This window comes from Candidatus Zixiibacteriota bacterium (assembly GCA_036480375.1).
Taxonomy (GTDB): Bacteria; Zixibacteria; MSB-5A5; order GN15; family JAAZOE01; genus JAZGGI01.
This window is the reverse complement of the sequence record JAZGGI010000034.1, coordinates 85,105-103,411: the sequence shown is the minus strand read 5'-3', so window position 1 is coordinate 103,411 and position 18,307 is coordinate 85,105. Positions and strand designations below refer to the sequence as shown.

Sequence of the window (18,307 nt, the reverse complement as noted above, 5' to 3'; positions counted from 1 at the left end):
GGGCAATAGTTAATAGGCCATATCCTGAATCGGAAAACTCATGGGCTATGGAGGTTCAAATAGCTGATGGTCGAGAACATTAATCTTATAAATGATTGTTATATATTCACTGTCGACGATAATGGCCTATAAATAGAGTTGTGTCTGTGCAAGGGCAAGCTGGGGAGACTTTGAATGAAGTTATACCATTCGAGCGTTATTTATTGGGATAAATCTTGCAAAGACTGGCTGTTGCCTATGCCATCCTACATGGGTGACGCGATAGGATTGGAGAAGAACAATTTTTTTGCGAATTTCCTTTACCATGAAAACGTTAAGGTAGAGGCGAATAAATATGAACTAGTGCTGTCACCCTTCCTGAGGAAGGAATTATCAACATTGTACAATTTTCGATTCAAAATGCCTAATAAGACTGAAGCCGCTCACGATCTAATTAAATTAATAAAGGATGAAGAGACACTCTATTTGAATATGAGCACAATCAACGGTATTGATTGCGCCAATCCTGAATATTCAGAAGCTTCAGCTATTGGGATTATGCAGGGAATAGAAAATCAAATCCGGAAATTAGCGAGACAGATACCATGCGATTATTCCAATATAAATAGAATATTGTGGAAGCGGGCAAAAGAGCTGAAGTTACTCAAGATTGCTGAGTGCTTTGAAAAAACATATATAGGCAAGAACAAGAAATTACATTATAAGGGTCCCTTACTTTCGATCGAACAATGTTGGAAAGAAAATTATTATAAACCTAGAGATAGTAATTCATTAGAGAAAGAAGTCCATATAAATGATGACGAGGTGAAAATATGCCGCGGCAAAAACGAAAAAACATATATCACCATTCTGAAAGGACTATTAGAAGTAATTTTCAAGCAATCTCATATCACCTTTGATAACTCAGTTCGAATATATGTCACAGTACGACTTGATAGTGAGCGTAATGCACTGTCTGTGATCATTAAACCACCCAACGAACGAATATGTGATTTTGAGATAACAATGGATGATTCCACCAACATAAATGAGTTGACGAAAATATTATCCCATGAGGCGGGTACAGATTTGCGCTCCATTTCTTCGGTACCGTATCCCAAAAAAGAAATCAAATTGACTATTTCTGCAAATGTCCATAAATCAAAGTTCGAATCTATAAGCGGAAGGGTGATTAGTGAATATTTACAACTTCTAGGTGATAAAAGGTTACTGAGAATATCAAATGCGGAAGTAAAGCCCGTATGCCTAAAAACCAGGGCTCAGCGTGATATTTTAAGGCTAGAGAGAGATTTATTTCAGATTCATATTATGATGGTTGGATATACAATTGATGATAGTATTAGCCATGAAGTTGTGGCAGAACCTGATGGGGATAAACGTATTTCAGAACTGGCCAAGAAGTTAGCCTCGCAAATCGAAGATAATTTTGTGAATTTCACGAATGGTGCTGGTGATATAACAGATAAGTTCATTAGTGTTATTAAAAGTGAGTTTTCTCGTCGTTTTGTGAGAATTAACGAATGCAAGAAATACATGAATTCCGGAATTAAGCTCGTGCAGCGTGGGGCAAAGAAACACTGGTTTATTGACATTAATAAAAGCGGCTTTGTAATAGTCTGTTTTTCCGGGAACTTGAGAATTGCTGAGTTAGGAAAGTCTTGGAGAGATGACATTTGTAGGGAATTTGCACTTAGATTCGAGAAAAATCCGCCAATAAATGAAGAAAAGATGCGTAACCTATTTTTATTATTTCTCGAATGTATCGTGAATATCAAAAAGTTAAGTATGATTAAGGAGGCAATAGGCAAATATAATATAGAATCCAGGCTGGGCGGAGGGAAGTCAGGGAACCTGTATTTGGCTAATTACGAAGAGAAAAAAGAAATAAGGAAGGTGGCTATCAAAGTACAAGACGAAGTACCATCGCTCATGGAATTGGAAATTCCCTTTAATGAATTTGAAAATGAGAATGTTATAAAATATATAGAAATATTTCCGTACAACTCAAGGTATTATGTAGTTATGGATTACGTTAAGGGCTTAGACCTAAAGAAAGTGATTGCTGATATAAAGGCGAAAGTGACTAAGCTAAAGCTATCAAAGATGCTCGTTTATATGGAGGAGATTCTTAAAGGCGTGCAGTATCTACATTCTCGCAAAAAGAAAAATAGCGTATTAATTCATTCGGATTTAAAACCTGCCAACATTATGATTGAAGACGAAAGTGAGCGTCCCATAGTAGTCGACTACGGATTAGCAAGATTTTTGGCCCAACCCATAAATACTCTTGACGATAAGGTTAGAGATCCATATTACAAAGCACCCGAGTTTTACATAACTGCTATACCAATAAGTCAGCGCAGCGATGTGTTTTCTCTTGGCTTGATTTTTTATGAATTGATCATGCTGAGGCACCCAGTAAATAACTCTGGAAAAATAAACAATTATGAAAAAATAATGAAGAAACTGTCAAGTTCAAAAGGTTTTAATGTCGGTAAGGCTAATGAAGTATCCAAAATATTGAATAACTCATGTAATCAACTTCAAAAAGAACTAGGCAATAAACATGTAAAACTTGTTGAACTCATAAGGAAGGCACTGTCCTTTAATCCCTTGGATAGGTATGAAAATGCAATCAAAATGCTAAAAGAATTCAAAACATGTAAATAATTAAAGATAAAAAAATCCCAAAGCTCTTGGCTTTAGAACGTGAGGAAGGAATGAATAAGACAGATCAAATCTTCGCAAAAGGCACTAGCGGCTTAGTAAAAACCTTTTCTTGGACTGATATATCATTGCTTGCTATTTCGGCACCTGCTGGTTCAGGTATAATCTATTATTCTGTTTCCACCGCCTCTACGTATCCAGGTGCCAGCATACCGCTCAGTTTTCTTATAGGGATGATAATATTTCTGCCGATAATATTCCTCGCGGCATGCAGCTCTGTTATGATCCCGAGATCAGGTAGTTTATATGTATTAATTAGCAGAGTTATTGACCCTGCTTTGGGCTATCTTGCGGGTTTCCTACTCTATGTCGCCTATAGTCTTGCGGCAGGTGTAATTTCATATGTTGCCGTTGGAGTAATCGGAGGAATTATTGCCAATTTTGGGGAAGTTTCGGCTTCTACCTTTCTCAAGAGTATTGGATCGGTAATGCAGACTACAACATGGCAGTTGGTGATAAGTATAGCATTCCTGATAATAATTTGGGCGACAATCTTAGCAGGAGTCCATTTGTTCAGAAATATGATGAGGCTATTGTTTGTCATTACTTTGGGCTGTACACTCATCACAGTCGTATATTTTCTCTTCACATCATCGTCTTCAGCCGAGCGCCTTTTCGATAATACTTGGGGCCAGGGTACATTCAATAATATTCTCAATCTGGCCGCACAGAATGGGTGGAATTCCCCCGGATTTTCGTGGAGTCAAACCATTAGCGCTCTGCTTGTCGTATTGTGGTCTTTTGGCGGAATTGAAGTGATAAGTTATGCCAGTGGAGAAATTGGGCAGGTGGGAAGGAAGGTATTCACCGGATATATGATTGCATGGGTGGCTCTTGGTTTATTCTACATACTGGTAGCCTATTCAATACTTATACCGATGGAGGGATTTTTGGGAGCATATGATTTTTTATATCAAAATCATAGCCAATTGTTGGGAGAAATAATGACTCCAATTGCCCCCTCAATACCGTTCTACCTCGCTTCTCTGATGCCTTCACATTGGTTTGGGATATTGCTTGCGCTAGGAATTTCCTTTTGGCTTTTAAGTACGATAATTCCTTATTTCTTCTCTCCATCAAGGCTGATTTTCGCACTGGCTATGGATAGAGCGATTCCTGAGAAGATGGCTAATGTGAATAAAGCCGGTGCTCCCACATGGAGTACCCATGTGACAATAATCATAGCCATTTTAGGCGTTCTTTTTAATGTCATGAATGTGGAGGTCGTACTGGGTACGTTACTCTTTGCAGCGTTTTTTGTCTTTTGGCTTTATGGGATTAGTGCAATGCTTTTGCCGTATCGTAAACCGGAGCTTTATGAGAGTTGTCCAATAAAGACAAGGATGTTCGGCGTTCCGATATATAGCGTATCGGGCGTTCTTACGTTTGGTATAGGCTGGTTTGTCCTTTTCTTTACGATTCGTCAAATGACCCTTGCCGTTTCGATTACAACAGCAGTAATTATGGCCATGGGACTTCTCATTTATTATGTGCAATATCTAAAGAATCGAAAAAAAGGGATAATAATTGATAAAGTTTACTCCGAAATTCCACCAGCATAAACTAACTAATCGCGATTGAGTGTAACAATGGGAAGATTTCGACTATTCTTTGCCTGCGATATTCATGGCTCAACCCTTGCTTATAGGCGTATATTGAATGTTCCCAAATTCCACGAGGTTGATCTCATTATTATAAGTGGGGATCTCTGTGGAAAATCACTTACCCGAATAGTAACGGGGGGTACTTATATTGAAGTCTGGGATGAAAGGGGATTAGTAGAAAATGATGTCAATCCTGCTGAGGTTGACCAACTGAGCCGGAACTTTGAAAATAACGGTAGATATATTTTCAGATGTGATAAGGATCTAAATGAGAAGGTTCAAAATGACCATGAATTATGCTGTACTACTCGAAATAATTTGGCCATCGAAAGGTTGAAGTTTTGGCTTAAACTCGCACGAGATAAGGTTGACACAAAAAAAGTAAAAATAGTATTTAGCCCAGGAAATGACGATCCCAAGGAAATTGACGCCGCGATAGCAAGCCATATTGATGATGATATCATGTGGGCGTATAATAGTGTTATTACCGTCAATAAGTATGATGTTTTGACAGTTGGGGATTCAAACATTACTCCATTCAAGACACCGCGAGAGAAACGCGAGGAGGATCTACAAATATTGCTGGATAATCTGTTCCAAAAAGTAAAAAATCCAAAGAATTCAATATGCAATATACACTGCCCACCAAATACCTCAAAATTGGATATAGCCGAAGTCCCGAGTTCTGACAAATTACTTTTTGATAGAAGCGTTAGACGTGATCATGTGGGCAGCACGGCGGTCCGCAAGGCTCTTGAGAAATATCAGCCTATGATTGGGTTGCATGGTCACGTTCATGAATCGGCTGGGATTGATAAAATAGGCCGAACGGTTTGCTTTAATCCTGGTTCGGATTATTCCTCGGGGACACTGACAGGTTTCCTTATTCATATTCAAGATGGCAATTTGGAAGGTTATCAATGGCTTACCACATAGCCCTGATGGAGATTTAAGTCACTCGTGAATTCTCATTTAATCCAGATGTTTAACCGCATAATGAAAGAGGCTGAAAACAACGGTCTAACCATAAGAGCCATTGGAGGTTTAGCTGTATTCCTTCATTGTCCCGGAAGCAAGGAATATTTTGATCGTTTCAATAGGACAATACACGATATAGATTTATTGGGTTTATCAACTCAATCGGAAAAGGCATGTCGCGTATTATGTTCGATTGGATTTCAAGAAGATACGAGATTCAGAATGATTAGTGGGGGGAGAAGAAGATCGTTTGTGATACAAGACAATTCTGTAAATGTCGATTTGATCTTCGATAAATTGTCCTTCTGTCAAAATCTTGATCTGAGGAATAGAATCACTATTGATTACCCAACAATCTCTGTAAGTGACCTATTTTTGTCAAAAATCCAGATACATGAAATGAAGCTTAAAGATGTTGTAGATATCTGTGCCCTTCTAAACGAACACAAAATAATTGACGATACAAATGAAGGGATTGACATAGGCTATATTACGAGGTTGTGTTCTATAAATTGGAGATGGTGGAAAGCCCTAAAAGAGGGTTTTAGGTCTATCAGGATAATATACAGCAGAGAAATTGGTAATGAATTTGCGTTTGGATCGATACTTGAAGAAATGGAATACACTATCGATTCGTCTGAAAAAACACTGTCATGGAAGCTAAGGAATTTGTTGGGTGAGCATATATCATGGTATGACCACGTTGAATCCCTCTAACTGATTGTCATTTAGCAGAATTTGCTGGATTGTGGTGAGTCAAACATTGCCTTTATAGTGCAATTTTGAATTTCAGACTAAACCGGAAAGTTCTGTCTATTGTGACGTCAACCCCTCTTTTTCAAAAGAATCTATATGTTGGTAACAACGTTGTTAGAGCATATATAGTGAATCCCCCAACCATTCCGTAAATTGTTGGCAAAAGGAAAATAGAAGAACTATTTAAACTTGACAAACTTGTAATGGTTCTGTTTGTATAAAAATAACAAGGAAAAACAAAGGAGGATATCATGAAACATGATTATTATTCTCTAATTCTTGAAGCGATATGTCCACTTTGTCTGACGACGAACATATCTTAATAGATATATCCAATGGTAGGCAAGAGAGACTTGATGCAGGATTGATCCCGAAATTTCTGGACCTACAAGGAACTGACAAATAATGGAATGGGCAGAAGTCTACATCGTGATCATCATGTGCGTATTAGCCATCGCGATCGCTGGGCTAACAGTCAGCCTCAGATTCCTTGAGAAGCCAAAGGCCGGAAAACACCGCAGAGATATCAAAAAATATAAGAAATGGAAAATCAGGCTCTATATCGCCTATTTTGGATTACTGGTGGCTGGCTTGGCACTCACGGTGCAGCTTGTTAAAAAAGACGGGGGTCACAAAGAATTGACACAGTTGCAAGTCAAGATCGATCAGCAGAGTTTCAAGATAGATTCCATGCAGTGTACCCTGGAGTTTCTTGCGGATATCATCATTGGATTACCATTAAATCCTCAGGATACGATCTTTGCTGCGGCAGTAGCTGAGTGTACAGCAGACAGCGCTAATAGCGCACTTGATAGTGCTTTAGTAGCTATTGGCCTCATGGAATACAACGACGCCCTCACTCTTCTGGATCGTGCTATGATAACCACCATCGGTAACTCGGAAGAAGCTGCTAAGATCCATTCATACAAGGCCATTGTTTTTAGAAATGTTGATCGGTTTCAGGAATCCCTTGCCAGCTGTGATACCGCCATTAGCTACAAACACGATTTGCTTGTAGCCTGGAACTCCCGAGGAGTTGCACTTCGCCATCTAGGACGGTACAAGGAAGCTCTTGCCAGCTACGACACTGTCCTGACTTATAATCCCGATGATTACATAGTTTGGAGCAATCGGGGTGTTGCTCTTCATCACCTTGGCCGCTACCAAGAAGCTGTTACCAGCTGTGACACTTCGATTAAATACAAACGTGATTTTCCCCTGGTATGGAACAACCAAGGTGTCTCCCTTTGTTGCCTTGGTCGTCACCAAGAAGCTATCGCCAGCTACGATACTGCTATTAGCTACAATCGCGACTTTCCTCTGGCATGGGGTAACCAGGGTGATGCTCTACGTGAACTTGGTCGACATGAGGAAGCAATTGATAGCTATGATACTGCTATTAGCTTCAAATGCGATAATCCTTTGGTATGGAATAACAGGGGAGTTGCTCTTAACTCTCTTAGGCGGTACGTGGAAGCCGTTGCCAGTTACGATACCGCTTTGGATTTCAGAAGCGATGATCCCACAATCTGGATAAACCGTAGCTTTGCTCTCGGACATATAGGCCGGTACAGAGAAGCTGTTGCTAGCTTCCATACTGGTCTGGCATACAAATGGGTAAAGGCTCATGTCGTTATAAAAATACTCCTGTTTCTTACCACTTTGACCCTACTCACTCTTTATGTGTTTAGTACAGTCCGTCACGTTATGTTACTTTTAGAGTCTCGATCTGAACGATTGAGGGTGACTAGTCCAATAATCTCATTTGGATTGGTATCGGTAGTCTTGCTTCTTGTGATATTGCAAATGATAATATGGTCTATTCGTCAATGAGATATCATCCATAAGAGTTGCAGCATCTATTAGGTGCGCATGAATTGTGAAGCTTTCCACTATTTATCAGTGGACTCATATCGGATATATTCCGCATGTGAAGTTGGGTAGGTTTGTTCGTTTCAAAGAACAGGAGATAATTAAATGGCTTGAATCAAAATCCAATAATGGCCGAAAATCAAAATCGATTGAAATTAAGTTTTGAATTAAGTATATTCATTATTATAAATTAGACGGAAATTCATGAGGAAATAATGAACAGGTCGTTTCGATTCAGAAAGCTTGAGAAGCATCGTGTTGGTGGGACACGGGACGAGATGGAACTTTCCATTCCTATACCTCGGAGTCCATCTGGAAAGATTTACCGATGGTGCCCTGTGCCAGATTGTGAACCTAACCTGTTTCAATTAGGTGAACCTCCAGAAGACCAGTCAATACCACCGGAGCACGCTAAACATATCCGGCGACAGCCAGGTACTCCCGGCATAACCTGTCCCTACTGTGGGTATGATGATGATGACGACGAATTTCTCTTTCGAGATGATATTAAGGCAGCCCAGCAGTACATCGAATGGGCTGCTATGCAGGACGTGGGAGAGCACTTTGATAATCTAGCGAAGGATTTCAATCGCTCGATGAAGCGCGCCGGTGGTGGTCTATTCGAGCTCTCGATGAAAGTCCAACGACCCAGGAAATCTCGCCCATTCGCTTGGCGTGAAGATCTCCTCCGAGATATCCGGTGTAACATTTGTGGTTGCAGCTATGGGGTCTACGCCATTGGTTTGTATTGCCCCGATTGTGGCGTACCTAATCTGAAAACCCATTTTCAACGCGAGGCTGAACTTATAGTGCTACAAATTGCTCTTGCCCAAGAAATGTCATCTCAGGGCAAACAGGAGCTCGCGTATAGGCTCATGGGCAATGCGCATGAGGATGTCTTGACAGCATTCGAGGCTTATCAGAAAGTTGTTTACCGTCATCTGGTCAGACTCCGCACACCCGATAGGATCGATGAGTTACTCACTAAACGGACTATTGGAAACCGGTTCCAGAATATCGCTCGAGCTCGTGGGCTTTGGAATAACCTTTCCCTTGATCCCTTCAGTTTACTCTCTGAAGACGAACTCACGATTCTCGCGTTAAACGTCGAGAAACGCCACGTTGCCGGACATAATCTCAGCCTTGCAGACCAAGCGTACCTGGACGCCGCAAAAGCCGAAGAACATGAGCAACTAGGCCGAACGGTTCCACTTCTTGGAGATGACATATCTCGTTTCATCGAGTTATGTCGCCAGGTCATCAGTCAACTAAACAGTGAATTGGAATATAACATAAACATAGAGCATGAAGAAACGAAATAGACATAGCAGCAGAGCTTAGGAAAGGAATGGAACCAGCACTCGTGGCTACATGGGAGGACACTTTCACGTCTTGGGCTCAAGGTCCTGGAAAGACTGAAGAGCAGAGGTGCGAGAATGCAATTAAGGCAATACGGGATGCTATCAACAAGAGTGACCAGCTCAATCATCGCGACATTAATGTCTTTGTTCAAGGTTCGTACAGAAACAGAGTCAATGTAAGACTGGATAGTGACGTTGATGTGGCGGTACTATGTCACAACACTTTTTACTATGACCTCCCAGAAGGTGCTACAGCAGAAGGCTATGGAATTGAACCCTCTAAGTATGACTATTCTGTTTTCAAAAATGAATTGCAGGCAGCTCTTACTTCCCACTTTGGTAGTGCCGCGGTCACACGTTGCAACAAAGCTTTCGATATCAAAGAGAACAGTTACAGGGTTGAAGCCGACGTAGCTCCGTTCTTCGATTATCGCGAGTACTCAGGAATCAACAGGTTTCGTGCCGGCGTCAAACTCATATCAGATTCTAGTGAGGTTATCAAGAATTGGCCTGAGCAGCATTACGAAAACGGCGTAAGTAAAAACGATGCAACCAATCGTCGTTTCAAGCGATTGGTTCGCATATTCAAGCGCTTAGCAATTAATATGTCAGATACAGGAGAATCAGCTACAAAGGATCTTCCAGGTTTCTTCATCGAGTGCCTAGTGTTTAATGTTCCAAATGACGACTTTGGCCGTTCTTCCTACACTGATGATGTTCGGAATGTAATTGTCCACATCTATCAGAACACCAAAGAAGATGATTCCTGTAAAGGCTGGACCGAAGTTAACGGCATTAAATATCTCTTTCATTCCACTCAGAAGTGGACTCGCCAACAGGCCAATGCTTTTGCTCTAGCTGCTTGGCAGTATGTGGGATTTACCTCATGATACTTACTCGCGTTCAGATCGCCTTTCTTCTTCTAATCATTGTTGTGATTTGGGTGATCTGCTTATTGGCATACGGAACACTCTCCTTCCCGATAGATTTTCAAACAGCATTGAGCTACTTTAAGCCATTCGGCACAGTCGTAGTGGCCATGACAATCCTCCTGATCGTATTTGACAAATGGGCATGGCATTGGGGCTTTTTTAAAGGGTGGTTGGTCAAGAGGCCAGATATTCGTGGTACTTGGTCTTTAGAATTACACTCCAACTGGACAAATCCAGAGACAAGTCAGAAACCTCCGACTATCTATGGTTTTGTGTCGGTGTTTCAAACATACTCTAAACTGAATCTCAGACTCATGACTGAGGAGTCTAGTTCTGATTGCCTTGCTACGAAGTTCATCGAACGCGCAGACGGATCTTTTGAACTTGCAGCCGTCTTCATGAACACCCCAAAGGCCAAAGTCCGTCATCGCAGCGAAATTCATCATGGCGGCATGCTCTTGACCTTGGATGGAGACCCAACAGGGCGAATAGAAGGAACCTACTGGACGAGCAGGGCGAGTACTGGTGATATGATTCTCACCAACCGCCAGCCTAAGACATATGCAACTTTTCAGACAGCAACAGATGGCCTGGAAAAATGCAAAGAGTGATATTAGTGATGGGATTTAGATGAGGAGAATGTATATCGTATGACACAAATCCGGTATATGCTCATGGTTCTTTATAATTACAAAGGTGAATCCACCTCAAGAATATTTTGTGCCAAATCTGTGCCAAATTGAGGTCAAAACAAGTAAAAACAAACACAAACAAACAAAGCCAAATAAAAACTGGAAATTTATGGGAATCAACGAGTTATGCCGTAATTTGATGCACCACTAAAGGTTACAAAAACAGCCCAATTCGATTCCCCCCACCTCCATTAAATAATCTAACCGCCCCACTTACCTTAACGATTTTTAGGGTTGTGTGAGTGGATTAGGCCGTTTTCCGCTTAGATACTATAACAATCTCAATCGGTATGGTTTCCAACCAAAAATGTATCAAATCCCCCTGGGGACGCCAATTTTACTAAATTATTTTATCTAACGGCTCACATTAAGGATTTTTCAAATTATTTCTTGACAGTATTCCCTTAATTTCGTCTCTTAAATAAGAGCCAAATTCTATCAAATCTAATTTCTAAAAACTCTCAGCAGGAGGAACATATGCAAATATGTTATAGGTTTATATTCGGCATGTTAATATTGCTAATTCAAATTGGATTTGTTTCAGCGAATGATCTTTATAGCCAAATTGAACAGGGAAACCTTGAGCAGGTCAAATTGATACTCAATCAAAATCCTGACCAACTCAACGTAAAGAATGCAAATGGAATGACGCCTCTGAATCTGGCCGCTTATCGCAGACAAGCTGAAATCGTAAAAGAATTGCTTGATTTGGGTGCGGATGCCAGCATTGGTGATAATGAAAACAGCCTCCCCATTCATAACGCGGCCGTATCGGGTGATACATTGATAATAGGGATTCTGTTATCCCACGGAGTGAATATTGACGCTCAGGATGTCAACAACATGACGCCTTTGCTTTTTGCGATCTCATTTAGAAAATATGAAGCGGCCAATTTTCTACTGGCTCACAAGGCATCGATCCTCCTGGCGTCAAACGGCGGCATGACCGCATTACATTATGCCGTAATTGGAAACCAAGCGGTTTTGATTGAACGGATATTGGATTTGGGCGCCAATGTGAATGCCAAAACGGGAAATAACCAAACGTCTCTTTTTTTGGCGCTCTGGAATGACTACAATGATATCGCCGAGATCTTACTTTCGGATGGGGCGAGCGTCGAGGATACAACCAGCCAGGGGATATCGTTATTGTATTACGCCCTGGCGTATCGCGATGAAGACATTGCGCATAAGATGATTGAAAAGGGAATTAATTTTACTCAGACCAACAACCTTGGGATGACAATGCTGCATTATGCCGCAGCGCGGGGATTCAATGAAATTGTGGAATTACTCCTTGACAAAGGCGTTGATATCGAAGCCAAATGCATAAACGGCAAAACAGCACTGTATTACGCGAATATTTGGGGCCATCAGAATATAGTAGAAATGTTACTGGCGAAAAACGCCGGGCCGTACGACGATTTGACCTCAGGTTTTACCGGTGAATATTTGGGACAAACCCAGCCGGGTCGAAAACCTCAAACATTTGTCCCGAATGGATTACTGACACCATACGCGCCACATGGAAAAATAATGTTTTCTCCGGACGGAAATGAAATGTTCTGGTGTCATCAGGCGATGCCGATACAGGCGATGTGGTATATGAAAATGCAGGAAGATGGTATTTGGAGCCGTCCGGCCATTGCGCCTTTTACAGATCCTGCTCTCGATTATGCCGATGGCGCTCCGAGTTTCTCTCCCGACGGCAAGCGGATATATTTTCACTCGCATATTCCCGTTGAGGAAGGCGCCGCGCCGAATGATAATTCCGATCTTTTTTATGTTGAAAAGTCCGGTGATACGTGGGGCAAACCTCAGCGAATGGACGCGATTATAAATAACGACAATCATCAGCGCGCGCCAACCATTAGTAATAATGGCAACCTTTATTTCATTGGCGAAGGGTATGAAGATGGATTCGGCGCCAGTGATATCTATGTTTCCGAATTTATTGACGATAAATACACTCAGCCTAAAAATCTTGGGGCGGGTATCAATACGGGATTTCATGAGTTAATGCCCTCGATTGCGCCCGATGAGAGTTATTTAATATTCGGTACCAATCGTCCTCTCATGGAACGTCGAGGCATGAGATTATATGTCGGTTTCAAAAAGGATAATGGCGACTGGACCGGAGCTTTTCGCCTTCGGGGATGGTTGAGAGGCGCTCCCATGTCGCGTACGTTTATCAGCCATGATCAAAAATACATCTTCTATCAGGAAGGCGATGACTATAAGTGGTTTTCAACTCAGGTAATTGAGGATATCAAAAAAGCCGTCATTGGACATGACAGATTAGCCGGTTCAATTTATTCAATTCCCGAATTTGAAAAGAGCGAGCAGGCTTTTGAATCGGTTGATACTTATCAAGTCGTTATAGGCGATCTTGATGGAGACAACGATCTCGATGCGGTTTGCGCCAATATGAGATTTAATGATTCCAAGGTTTGGCTCAATGACGGGGCTGGCAATTTTAGCGCGACCGAACAAAAGTTGACTCAACAGGGCCATGGTGCAGCGCTTGGAGATCTAGATGATGACGGTGATTTGGATATTTTTATTACATGTGCCGGATATGGTCAATCGGGAGTAGAATACAAAAGGCCAAGTAAAATATATTTGAATAATGGAAAGGCCGAATTTTATGATACGGGCCAAAATCTTGGTGATTCAGTATTGAACGGCAATGGAGTATCGCTTAACGATATTGATGGCGATGGTGACCTGGATGCCATGGTGATCTACTACCAGGAGCCGAATGGCATATATCTAAACGATGGTTCGGCCAATTTTACCAAATCGGAGAGTTCTTACCCGGACGGCTCCAGTTGGGGAGATATTGATAATGACGGTGATGTAGACCTTTTCATTCGTGAGGTTGGAGTCGGATTTAAGACCATGCTCAATGATGGAAAAGGGAATTTCACGGATTATTGGCGGCACTCTGATAGTAGTATGCTGATTGGAGGATTTGGTTGTCTCCGCGATCTGGATGGCGACGGTGATCCGGATGCCATAATGGCATCGGGAAATGACCGTGACGGCGTTTATCCAACGATCGTCTGGTTGAATGATGGAACCGGGGTATATGAAAAATCAAATCAGGAATTAAACGTGACCAAAAGCGGACGAATATCATTAGCGGACTTAAATGGTGACGGAAATCCGGATGCGTTTGTGACGAATTTTGATTTTCCCAGTTCAATTTGGATTAATGATGGTAAGGGCAATTTGCTTGATTCCGGTCTTAGATTAGGCGGACTGCAGGGCAATAGCGGAGCGGCTCTGGGTGATTTGGACGGTGATGGCGATATCGATGCTTTTATATCCGAGTTTCTCGGAGGTTCAAATACAATTTGGTTTAATAAAATAAAATGAAAAGTCTTTAAAGCGAAAATCAGTTTTGATAAAGTCGCCCTTTGGGGCGGTTTTTATTCGAATTAATCTTCCTGGGCTATTGCTTTGTTTGGAGGGTGGACTGTGATATCCAACATTGGAACCTTAGATACGTAACTTATATTGAGATCAAAGAACGGGCAGCAAATACGTTCTGGAAAATTGAATATTAAAATGAATAATAAAAACAAAGGGGTTCAGTATGGCTTCAAGCGTAAAAGAAGTCGAATATTACTACTCACTGGCTGCCGATAAGCCGGGAGAGGCACGAAAACTTCTGGAATTCTTAAGCGAGAGAAAAGTAAACCTGCTTGCTCTAACCGCATTCCCTGTCGCTGAAGGTCAAAGCCAGATTGATTTTATCCCGGCTGATCCAGAGCAACTCAAAAAAGCGGCCGGCGATGCGAACATCCCTCTAATCGGACCAAAAAAAGCATTTTTGATTCAGGGAGAGGATAAGGTTGGAGCTCTCTATGATTTTCATCTTAAATTATCGAATGCCGGTATCAATATCCACGCGTCCAATGGCGCGGTGGATGGAACCGGTCGCTTCGGATATGTTATCTGGGTTAATCCAGCCGATTATGAGAAGGCCGCCAAGGTATTAAAAAGCAGCGATTGGAGAACGATTCATCCCAGTCCTCCCGGAAGTATGTAATTAGGTGGTTATGTTATTCAGACAAATCAATTGGATGCCTTAAAAATTTCAATATTTGGCATCGAGAAAATTTGTTGCACTCGTATTAATGGTTTTTTCGAAGCAACAATAATTATTTTCGCTTAGCTGCCAATCAATTCGCGGACCTTTTCTATAACCAGTTCCGGATCGATCGGTTTATCGATAAACATATTGGGCTTGACCAGGCCCTCGTCTCTCATTTCTTTTATTGCCTGTCGCATTTTTTCGCGGAGGGTATCGTAAGGCCGCTCTTCCGTGTCACCGCTTTGAGAATCGAGACCTTCCAAAACCTCAGCTACTCCGGTCAGCATGATTACGGGCAAATCCTTAAAATTATCATCGCGGCGGAGCTGTTTAAACAGCACAAATCCGGTTTTCTTGGGCATCATGACGTCAAGAAGAACCAGATCCGGTTTTTCATTCAATACTTTCTCCAGTCCTTCCTTACCGTTATAAGCCTGAATAGGCTCATATCCGTTTTCTTCCAGGGCGACCGAAAGAAACTTCACGGTGTTCACATCGTCATCAACTACTAATACTTTTTTGGCCATCATTGATCTCCTTGTTTCTAACGGTTGTATCCAGCGGCAAAACGATACGGAAAATCGTGCCTTTATTGGGTTTTGTGTCAACATTAATTTTCCCGCCGTGAACGTTTATCATTTTTGAAGTTATTGACAATCCCAACCCGGTACCGGCTTTACTCTTGGTACTGAAAAAAGGATTGAAAATACTTTCTTTAACATCGGGAGTCATACCGCAGCCGTTGTCCTGAACTTCGATGATTAAATCTTCATCATTGTTATTCAAATAGGCGCTGACATTGATTTCAGGTAATTCATTCTCTGTATAATTCTTCCACGTACAGGCGTCGATCGCGTTAGATACAATATCCATGACACAGGAATGGATCATCCGCGAGTCGCATATAACAGAAGGCAGACGCTCGGGGAAATCGAGCTTTATTTCAATACCTTTGTCTTTGGCCGTTTGCCTGATAACGTTTAAGATATCAGATAAGATTTTCTTGAGGTCCGTTGATTCAAACCGAGGTTTCCATTCCTTGACATACTTGAGCATATCCCGTGACATATCGGTCAGTCGCGTAATTCCTTCCTGGACCATCTCCCAGCCTTCTTCCAGCATTTTCTTGTTGTCTTTGGCCAGTCCGATCCTGACCATGTAGGCTCCGCCCTGGCAGGCATTCAGCATATTTTTCATGGAATGCTGTATTCCGGTGAAGACCTGGCCGATGGCAGCGAACCGCTGTGATTGCATCAGTTGTTCCTGAAGGCGTTTTTCATGAGTAATGTCTTTACAAAAGGCGATCGTTCCGATGATGGCTCCATATGAGTTGCGCAGTTGAGAAAGAGTGAATAAGATATCCCGATATTTTCCATCCTTGGTCAGAAACTGGGTTTCATAGTTAACGACGTTATCCGAATGTCGGAGCCGTTCGGCGGCAATCTGCCGGTCATTGGGATTGGCCAGTAAAACGTCAATTGATTTTCCGATAACGTCTCGACGGCGATAACCTAATACATTTGTTACGCCCATATTGATGGTTCGAATTTTGCCTGAAGGATTTACGGTAATTATGATGTCGGCCGAGCTTTCCAATATGCCGCGCAGATAATCCCTGCTTTTTTCAAGCTCGGTCAGGTAAGATGAGAGCAGTTCAGCCATGTCATTAAATGATGAAGTTAATGAACCGTATTGTTCGATACTATCCTCATCGAGACGAAAACTGAATTTTTTATCGGCCAGTTTGTTCATGCCGTTGGCAAGACTTCTGATAGGTTTTTTGATGAAATGATTAGCTAGGACATAATTGACACCGACGCACAAACAAATAGTGGTTATTATTATAATCGCGAGAAGACCGTTAACGCCATCAGATGCAGTTTGGCTATCACTTTGAGCGAAAAAATCACTCGCATATAAAAGTGCGATGAGAAATAACAATATCATAATATTGACTGCGGCGCTTAGGATCCAAAAATTTTTTATTCGTTTCAACATAATAACGTGAACCTTTGTCGGGATTAGCTGTGATCCCACATCCCGGGTTTTATGATTCACTCTCCGGCGAAGCGGTAGGGGCAGCCGGCTGTAATAATCTCGCCTCGGTAGGCAGGAGTTTCAGATATTTCAGCCCCCAGCCGAATAAAAAGCCGATTACGCCCAGCACCCCTAACGCCTGAAGTATTTCAAGTATACTGACTCTATAGGATGCAATTCCTTCTTCAATGACCGATTGGGTTATATGCATTCCGGGAAATAAATCCGGAGGATGAGTCAAGCCGGGCAGGACAATTACGTATCGTTCACACAGGACTCCGAAAATGACAAGAAACGACGCGATGACAACCCATTTAACCGATTTTCCCAGTTTTCGATTGAAAAGAATAATCATGGGAATCACGCATCCGAAAAAAATCAATCCAACCCAAAATAGTACGCTGTGAAAACCGCCGAACAGATAATACACAGCGGCATCCCGCAATTCTACTACATAAGCTCGATACGCGTTTTCAACAAATAGAAAATAAACCACGACCAAAATGCATATTGCCAGAAAACGGCCCAACCATAATATCAATCCATCATCCACATGCCGTTTGGTAAGCTTAAATAACCCGACGATTAGAAGAATCATCAAGGCCGTTCCAGAAGCCATCGCGGCGGCGACAAAACTGGCCGGCAGGAGAGGCGATTCATAGAGCACCCGCGCGCCGAACCCGAAAATAGCCCCGGTGCCGCTATGAACGCAGAAAGCCCAGCCAAAAGCGATCGTAGCGACAATGGTCGTTAGTTTTTTCATTTCAGCAAACAGGGCCCAGAGATAAATAACGCAAATCAAAATATGCCCGATATACAAAATCGGATTGATAGAGAACATCGATTGCAGGTTAAAATAAACGAACGGCTCGACAAAGACTCGATCCATTCGACCCTGGTCGGTGAGAATTGATAAAAGACCGGCAATAAGAAAGAGCATGGCGACATAAACGGCGATACGAGCGAAAGGTTTGTATTCCTGTTTTCCAAAAACGCCGTAGAGGCCGGATATGACCAGTGAACCCGCGGATAATCCAATATAATATACGGCCATGACAATTTGCAGCCCCCAGGGAACTCGATTAGTCATTCCGGTTACCCAAATTCCTTTTTCAATGACATACCATGTCGCGATCATCCCCACGATTGCCATGGCCGCCAGAATCATCATTGAAATTCGGTAATTAGTTGAATTCCCTTCTATATGTTCAAATTTTATCTCCATATCAGTCCTCGCCTGTTATGA

The 18,307-nt window shown here is 42.0% G+C and carries 13 protein-coding genes; 10 read left to right on the top strand and 3 right to left on the bottom strand.

The annotated features are described in order from the left end of the window. Positions 1 to 174 precede the first annotated feature (174 nt). The 10 genes from V3V99_11155 (at position 175) to V3V99_11110 (ending at position 14,979) form a co-directional block, all read left to right on the top strand. Positions 175 to 2,670: a protein kinase gene (locus V3V99_11155; protein MEE9443209.1), complete on the top strand. Its 2,496-nt coding sequence runs from the start codon at positions 175 to 177 to the stop codon at positions 2,668 to 2,670. A 50-nt stretch (positions 2,671 to 2,720) separates the two neighbouring features. Then, entirely contained in the window at positions 2,721 to 4,289 is a 1,569-nt protein-coding gene (locus tag V3V99_11150) for an APC family permease (GenBank protein MEE9443208.1), read from the top strand. Between the two features lie 27 nt (positions 4,290 to 4,316). Continuing rightward, positions 4,317 to 5,267, top strand: coding sequence for a hypothetical protein (locus V3V99_11145; protein ID MEE9443207.1), 951 nt, complete (start codon positions 4,317 to 4,319; stop codon positions 5,265 to 5,267). A 60-nt stretch (positions 5,268 to 5,327) separates the two neighbouring features. Then, a complete protein-coding gene (locus V3V99_11140; protein MEE9443206.1) occupies positions 5,328 to 6,026 on the top strand; it encodes a hypothetical protein in 699 nt (232 codons plus the stop codon). A gap of 444 nt (positions 6,027 to 6,470) precedes the next feature. Then, entirely contained in the window at positions 6,471 to 7,898 is a 1,428-nt protein-coding gene (locus V3V99_11135; GenBank protein ID MEE9443205.1) for a tetratricopeptide repeat protein, read from the top strand. Positions 7,899 to 8,275: 377 nt separating this feature from the next. After that, positions 8,276 to 9,259, top strand: coding sequence for a hypothetical protein (locus V3V99_11130; GenBank protein MEE9443204.1), 984 nt, complete (start codon positions 8,276 to 8,278; stop codon positions 9,257 to 9,259). Positions 9,260 to 9,285: 26 nt separating this feature from the next. Beyond that, the gene (locus tag V3V99_11125) at positions 9,286 to 10,188 is read left to right on the top strand and encodes a nucleotidyltransferase (GenBank protein MEE9443203.1); all 903 of its coding nucleotides are present in this window, start codon (positions 9,286 to 9,288) and stop codon (positions 10,186 to 10,188) included. Continuing rightward, positions 10,185 to 10,841: a hypothetical protein gene (locus tag V3V99_11120; GenBank protein MEE9443202.1), complete on the top strand. Its 657-nt coding sequence runs from the start codon at positions 10,185 to 10,187 to the stop codon at positions 10,839 to 10,841. Before V3V99_11125 ends, V3V99_11120 begins: the two co-directional genes overlap by 4 nt. Before the next feature lie 558 nt (positions 10,842 to 11,399). Beyond that, the gene (locus tag V3V99_11115; GenBank protein ID MEE9443201.1) at positions 11,400 to 14,303 is read left to right on the top strand and encodes an ankyrin repeat domain-containing protein; all 2,904 of its coding nucleotides are present in this window, start codon (positions 11,400 to 11,402) and stop codon (positions 14,301 to 14,303) included. Between the two features lie 220 nt (positions 14,304 to 14,523). Continuing rightward, positions 14,524 to 14,979 carry a hypothetical protein gene (locus V3V99_11110; protein ID MEE9443200.1) on the top strand — a complete coding sequence of 152 codons (456 nt, stop codon included), beginning with the start codon at positions 14,524 to 14,526 and terminating at the stop codon, positions 14,977 to 14,979. 122 nt (positions 14,980 to 15,101) lie between these two features. Here V3V99_11110 and V3V99_11105 read toward each other — a convergent pair whose 3' ends face one another. From V3V99_11105 to nrfD, 3 genes are all read right to left on the bottom strand, one after another. After that, positions 15,102 to 15,554, bottom strand: a complete 453-nt coding sequence (locus V3V99_11105) for a response regulator (protein ID MEE9443199.1) — start codon at positions 15,552 to 15,554, stop codon at positions 15,102 to 15,104. Continuing rightward, positions 15,526 to 16,971 (bottom strand): ATP-binding protein, encoded by a 1,446-nt coding sequence (locus V3V99_11100; protein MEE9443198.1) that lies wholly within the window; start codon positions 16,969 to 16,971, stop codon positions 15,526 to 15,528. Before V3V99_11100 ends, V3V99_11105 begins: the two co-directional genes overlap by 29 nt. Before the next feature lie 100 nt (positions 16,972 to 17,071). Further along, a complete protein-coding gene (gene nrfD / locus V3V99_11095; GenBank protein ID MEE9443197.1) occupies positions 17,072 to 18,286 on the bottom strand; it encodes an NrfD/PsrC family molybdoenzyme membrane anchor subunit in 1,215 nt (404 codons plus the stop codon). Positions 18,287 to 18,307 lie beyond the last annotated feature (21 nt).

What these genes read in the sequence shown, in the direction of transcription:
- V3V99_11110 (MEE9443200.1), top strand. Translation starts at nt 14,524, where the DNA reads ATGGCTTCAAGCGTAAAAGAAGTCGAATATTACTACTCACTGGCTGCC.
- V3V99_11140 (MEE9443206.1), top strand. Translation starts at nt 5,328, where the DNA reads ATGAAAGAGGCTGAAAACAACGGTCTAACCATAAGAGCCATTGGAGGT.
- V3V99_11145 (MEE9443207.1), top strand. Translation starts at nt 4,317, where the DNA reads ATGGGAAGATTTCGACTATTCTTTGCCTGCGATATTCATGGCTCAACC.
- V3V99_11135 (MEE9443205.1), top strand. Translation starts at nt 6,471, where the DNA reads ATGGAATGGGCAGAAGTCTACATCGTGATCATCATGTGCGTATTAGCC.
- V3V99_11120 (MEE9443202.1), top strand. Translation starts at nt 10,185, where the DNA reads ATGATACTTACTCGCGTTCAGATCGCCTTTCTTCTTCTAATCATTGTT.
- V3V99_11150 (MEE9443208.1), top strand. Translation starts at nt 2,721, where the DNA reads ATGAATAAGACAGATCAAATCTTCGCAAAAGGCACTAGCGGCTTAGTA.
- V3V99_11105 (MEE9443199.1), bottom strand. Translation starts at nt 15,554, where the DNA reads ATGATGGCCAAAAAAGTATTAGTAGTTGATGACGATGTGAACACCGTG.
- V3V99_11155 (MEE9443209.1), top strand. Translation starts at nt 175, where the DNA reads ATGAAGTTATACCATTCGAGCGTTATTTATTGGGATAAATCTTGCAAA.
- V3V99_11125 (MEE9443203.1), top strand. Translation starts at nt 9,286, where the DNA reads ATGGAACCAGCACTCGTGGCTACATGGGAGGACACTTTCACGTCTTGG.
- nrfD (MEE9443197.1), bottom strand. Translation starts at nt 18,286, where the DNA reads ATGGAGATAAAATTTGAACATATAGAAGGGAATTCAACTAATTACCGA.
- V3V99_11115 (MEE9443201.1), top strand. Translation starts at nt 11,400, where the DNA reads ATGCAAATATGTTATAGGTTTATATTCGGCATGTTAATATTGCTAATT.
- V3V99_11100 (MEE9443198.1), bottom strand. Translation starts at nt 16,971, where the DNA reads ATGATATTGTTATTTCTCATCGCACTTTTATATGCGAGTGATTTTTTC.